The organism is Patescibacteria group bacterium (assembly GCA_038063375.1).
Classification (GTDB): Bacteria; Patescibacteriota; Minisyncoccia; order Phycocordibacterales; family JANLHH01; genus JANLHH01.
In genome coordinates, this window is record JBBTVG010000025.1 from 1 (window position 1) to 5,004 (window position 5,004).

General features: G+C 48.1%; 6 protein-coding genes and 1 rRNA gene. All 7 read left to right on the forward strand.

Annotated elements, in window-relative coordinates:
* The coding region (locus AAB523_02775; GenBank protein ID MEK7556184.1) for a phosphatase PAP2 family protein at positions 1 to 531 on the forward strand (531 nt) is incomplete at its 5' end.
* Between the two features lie 46 nt (positions 532 to 577).
* Positions 578 to 1,957 carry a protein translocase subunit SecD gene (gene secD / locus AAB523_02780; GenBank protein ID MEK7556185.1) on the forward strand — a complete coding sequence of 460 codons (1,380 nt, stop codon included), beginning with the start codon at positions 578 to 580 and terminating at the stop codon, positions 1,955 to 1,957.
* 20 nt (positions 1,958 to 1,977) lie between these two features.
* Positions 1,978 to 2,886, forward strand: a complete 909-nt coding sequence (gene secF, locus AAB523_02785; protein MEK7556186.1) for a protein translocase subunit SecF — start codon at positions 1,978 to 1,980, stop codon at positions 2,884 to 2,886.
* A gap of 248 nt (positions 2,887 to 3,134) precedes the next feature.
* Entirely contained in the window at positions 3,135 to 3,344 is a 210-nt protein-coding gene (locus tag AAB523_02790; protein ID MEK7556187.1) for a DUF2283 domain-containing protein, read from the forward strand.
* 205 nt (positions 3,345 to 3,549) lie between these two features.
* Complete coding sequence (locus tag AAB523_02795) at positions 3,550 to 3,771, forward strand: hypothetical protein (protein ID MEK7556188.1); 222 nt, start codon at positions 3,550 to 3,552, stop codon at positions 3,769 to 3,771.
* Positions 3,762 to 4,046 (forward strand): type II toxin-antitoxin system RelE/ParE family toxin, encoded by a 285-nt coding sequence (locus AAB523_02800; GenBank protein ID MEK7556189.1) that lies wholly within the window; start codon positions 3,762 to 3,764, stop codon positions 4,044 to 4,046. The genes AAB523_02795 and AAB523_02800 overlap by 10 nt, the downstream gene beginning before the upstream one ends.
* 610 nt (positions 4,047 to 4,656) lie before the next feature.
* Positions 4,657 to 5,004: ribosomal RNA gene (locus AAB523_02805) — 16S ribosomal RNA — on the forward strand; the annotation flags it as partial.

The following is a 5,004-nucleotide window of genomic DNA, read 5'->3' on the forward strand; positions in this document are numbered from 1 at the left end:
ATGAACGAATCAATTTTTTTGTATCTTAACTCGTTTGCATTTCAATACGAATGGCTTGATCAAGTCATTTTCTTCATCGCGGAGTATCTCGGATGGGTGCTCCTCGCGATGCTCTTTACTTTTCTCTTTACCCACACCCACACAAAGAAAGAAGGTATAAAAAACATCTTGGTTGTTTTGAGCGCCGCAACTCTGGCATGGGTGCTTGCGCATGTTGTTAAGTATTTTTATGTAAGCCCCCGACCTTTCATCACGCTTCTTGACGCCCGCGTGATCTTTGAGAATGGGAGCGGGCTTGACTCGTTTCCGTCGGGGCATGCCACATTTTTTGCGGCGCTCGCCACCGCAGTATTTTTTTACCACAGAGGACTGGGAGCACTCTATCTCTTCGGCGCGCTTTTGATCGGTATCGCGCGGGTCATGGCCGGAGTGCATTGGCCATTTGATGTATTGGCAGGGTGGGCACTGGGAGCCTTTATAGGGGCTTTTTCGTACTTTTTGTACCACAGGGTCCGTAGGATAAACCGTTAAAAACTACGGTTGATAATTATCGGAGAATCTGTATACTTGGCGTATTATGTGGCAAATAAGGCTTACAGCGCTTATATTACTCCTCGGCGGTCTTGGAATCGGCTACTTTGATTATGCCTCCCAAGTAAACCCTGATGCGCGATTTCCCTTCAGATTAGGGCTGGACCTTTCGGGTGGCACCCATTTGGTGTATCGCGCCGACACTTCGGCATTGGAAAATGCGGATGTCGCGAATTCCATGGATGCGCTCCGCGACGTGATCGAGCGACGCGTCAACTTATTCGGCGTGTCAGAACCACTCGTGCAATTGGAGGAAACATCCGCTCTTATCAGCGGACAGAAGGAGCACCGATTGGTCGTGGAACTTCCCGGGGTAACCGATGTGGATGCGGCAATTGCCATGATCGGTCAAACGCCCCTGCTTGAATTCAAACTGGAGCGTCCGCAAGAAGAGGTGCAACCGATCATAGACGCGTATAAAGAAGCGCAGGCGGCGCTCGCCGAAGGGCGCGAAGTGGCAGAGAACCCGCTTTTGAATGAAGATATTTATACCGATACGGGATTAACCGGGCGCCTCCTGGATCGCGCTCAACTTGAGTTTGACGCCAATACCGGCGAGCCGCTCGTTTCCCTCGTGTTCAATAGCGAGGGGGCGGACTTATTTGCGAAGATCACCAGAGAGAATGTGGGCAAGACCCTTGCGATCTATTTGGACGGGTCACCGATCTCTACTCCGGTTATCCGTGAGGAGATCACCGGCGGACGCGCCCAGATCAGCGGCAGTATGACGCCTGTGGAGGCGAAAACACTTGTCGGGCGTCTCAACTCAGGCGCATTGCCGGTGCCGATAGAGCTTTTAACAACGCAGACGATCGGGCCATCACTTGGACACGAAGCATTCGTGGCAAGCATCAATGCGGGAATCTGGGGCATTGCTGTAGTCGCCCTCTTCCTCATCTTCTGGTATCGTTTGCCGGGCGTTCTTGCCGTAGTCGCACTCGGATGTTACGTGGTCATCATGTTGGCACTCTTCAAGGTGATTCCGGTGACGCTTTCATCGGCCGGCATCGCGGGTTTTATACTTTCTATAGGCATGGCAGTGGACGCGAACATTCTTATCTTTGAACGCATGAAAGAAGAGATGCGCCGGGGAAAGAAAATTCCCGAGGCGATGAAAGAAGGCTTCGCGCGCGCGTGGCTTTCCATTCGCGACAGTAACATCTCAAGCATCATTTCCGCCGTCATTCTCTTTTGGTTCGGCACCTCGTTGGTGAAAGGGTTCGCATTGACCCTCTTGATCGGTGTTCTTGTCAGTATGATAAGCGCCATTAGCATCACGCGTACGCTCTTGTTTGCCATTGAGACAAAGAAAGCGGGGGAAGAAGGCGCGATGAAGAGATTTTTATTCGGTTCGGGGATCAGATAATTCTTTTGAATTTTAATATCATGTTTATCGTACGCTATAAATCAATATTTTTCGCACTCTCGGCCATACTTCTGAGCGCGTCTCTTTTTGCCATACTTTTTTTCGGACTTAATTTAGGCATTGATTTCAAGGGCGGCGCTCTTATTGAAGTTTCATATCCCAATGGCAGACCTGAAGTCCAGACGATAGAGGAGGGGATAAAAAGTATCGGACTTGGCAATACCATTATCCAGCCGGGGGGAGACAACGGTATCATCCTGCGCACAAAAGACCTTTCGGGGCAGGAACGAATGGAGGTTTTAAATGCGCTTTCTCTCGGTGGCACGACGGTGTTTGAAGAAGAGCGTTTCACCTCCATCGGTCCCGTGGTCGGCAACGAACTGAAGCGCAAGGCGGTTATCGCGATCACTATCGTCATGGTTGCCATTATTCTCTTTATCACGTTTGCGTTTCGCCGGATATCCGAGCCGGTGTCTTCGTGGAAATACGGGTTGGTTGCGATCATTGCACTGGCGCATGACGTGATCATTCCAACGGGGGTTTTCGCGCTCCTCGGGAATTTTTTCCTTGATTTCCAGGTCAACGCGCTCTTTGTGACGGCGCTTCTTGCGATCTTGGGCTTTTCCATACACGACACGATCGTGGTGTTTGACCGTATCCGCGAGAACCTCCGCAAGAATAAGGAGTATCATATTGATAAGGGATTTGCGGAGACGGTGGGTGAGGGTTTATCACAGACGTTTACGCGCTCAATAAACACCTCCATGACAGTGGTCTTCGTGATGCTCGTGCTCTATTTTTTGGGCGGCGAGCCAACACGTCAGTTTGCTCTCGCGCTTTCGGTGGGCGTGATCGCCGGCACCTACTCTTCGGTCTTCATCGCCTCACCGCTTCTCGTAGTTATTGAAAAGTGGCAGAGGAGGGGGTAGTATCGCGTCTTGTACCTCCTGTAAATAATTGGTACTATGAAGATACAATTTACCGACCATGTAAAATATAGAATACTTGAGCGAGGTATAGATGTTTCTCAAATTAAGACGGTACTGAAAAATCCCGATAGTAATAAGTTCGCATTTAACAACAAAATGAAAGCGACGAAAAAATTGAATGGCAGAACACTGGAGGTTGTTTATATAAAAAAGAGAGCAGAAGTCATCATTGTAACAGCTTACTATATATGAAAATACAATACGATAAAATAGCGGACGCCATGTACATTTACCTTAAGAAGGGGAAGGTTTCCAAGACGATCAAAATGAAAGACCGTCTGCTTGTTGACGTGGATAAAAGCGGGAAAATTCTTGGCTTAGAAATTCTTGATGCATCATCACAGATTCCCAAAAACCAAATTGGTACTATTGAAATAGGCATACCCGTTTCCGCATAATTCTTGCAATCGGAGTCATCGCCGGAACCTATTCCTCCATCTTCCTCGCCGCGCCGCTCTTGGTCGCTGTTGAAAAGTGGCAGTCCCGCAGCTAGCGCGAAGCATTATGGTATTTCGTGGCACTCCATGAGGGTAACTTTATAAGCGCTTGACACGGGTGGCACACTTTTGATACACTTTGGGTGTTAAGGATAAAGAAAAAACCATGGCTACCACAAAAAAACGACTCAATATCAGTATGGAAAGCGAACTTGAAGAAATGCTCTCTTGCATCGCCAAACGCGACCGCGTCCCGCAGGCGACAAAAGCAACGGAGCTTCTTCGTGTCGCGCTTGAGATAGAGGAAGATCAGGTCTGGGCGGAAATCGCTCAAAACCGCGATAGAAAGGGTGCGCGATTTATCTCACACAAAAAGGCATGGGCATAACGTACAGGGTTGTCTGTCATGAGCAGGTTATAGCACGCGACATTCCTCTGCTCTCTCGAGAATGGCGAGGTAAAATTAAGAGCGCTATTGAAACTAAACTTGTTTCTCGCCCCGAAGTATTTGGCATACCACTCCGCAACACGCTCAAGGGGTACCGCAAACTCCGAGTCGGAAATTATAGAATTATTTTTCGCATCGAATCAAAAACAATAAAGATCTTTGTTGTCGGTCATCGCAGAAGTGTGTACCACACATCAAATAAAAGGATGGTATAGCAAGTAATATTTCAAAAATTATGTGCGGCGAACCGACACGTCAGTTTACTCTCGCGTTTTTCTTGCGTAAAAAAGCAGAGAATGGTAAAAATATAAGGGGTTTGTTCTGTAACACTATTGAAAAAAGGAGTACCGAACAGTGAGCAAAAAAAACGGCAAAGAACCTGCTATTCTCGGAGTCGGTCATGTGCTGGCGGAAAACTCTCCGGATTGTCCCAGATGTGACGCGCCGCCCGCCGATCACCATGTAGAAGACTATGATCCTATGTGGCAGGATGGGAAGGTCGTGTGCACGAAATGCGGCCACTTCGTCCGCAATTATAACGGCGGTTAGCACGCACAGTACGTGCCAACAGAGGTCAAGTCCCTAGGGCTTGACCTCTTCTTATTTATCTATATAATAGGAAAACGCCTTGAGAAAGGCTGTTTTCAATAGTCCTTTGACAACTGAATAAAACGAACATCTATAGGAGTATAGGTGTTCATGTTATGCATCACATAACAAAAAATAAAAAAGAGTAATTAAAGAGCAAAGAGTAAAGAACAAAGATAGTATTTTTTCTTTTGTTCCGTTCTATTTAAGAATCAGACATCTCACGATGCTTTGATTTTTTATTAGAGTTTGATCCTAGCTCAGGATGAACGCTGGCGACGTGGATAAGGCATGCAAGTCGAGGGACCCGCAAGGGGACCGGCAGACGAGGTAGTAATACGTAGGAACGTACCCCAAAGTCGGGAATAGCCCACCGAAAGGTGGATTAATACCCGATAGTCTCTCAGGAGTAAAGCTCCGGCGCTTTGGGAACGGCCTGCGGGCTATCAGCTTGTTGGTAGGGTAAAAGCCTACCAAGGCAATGACGGCTAGGGGAGGTGAGAGCCTGACCCCCACCGATGGTACTGAGATACGGACCATACACCTACGGGTGGCTGCAGTCGAGAATCTTCCACAATGGACGAA

What these genes read in the sequence shown, in the direction of transcription:
- secD (MEK7556185.1), top strand. Translation starts at nt 578, where the DNA reads ATGTGGCAAATAAGGCTTACAGCGCTTATATTACTCCTCGGCGGTCTT.
- secF (MEK7556186.1), top strand. Translation starts at nt 1,978, where the DNA reads ATGTTTATCGTACGCTATAAATCAATATTTTTCGCACTCTCGGCCATA.
- AAB523_02790 (MEK7556187.1), top strand. Translation starts at nt 3,135, where the DNA reads ATGAAAATACAATACGATAAAATAGCGGACGCCATGTACATTTACCTT.
- AAB523_02795 (MEK7556188.1), top strand. Translation starts at nt 3,550, where the DNA reads ATGGCTACCACAAAAAAACGACTCAATATCAGTATGGAAAGCGAACTT.
- AAB523_02800 (MEK7556189.1), top strand. Translation starts at nt 3,762, where the DNA reads ATGGGCATAACGTACAGGGTTGTCTGTCATGAGCAGGTTATAGCACGC.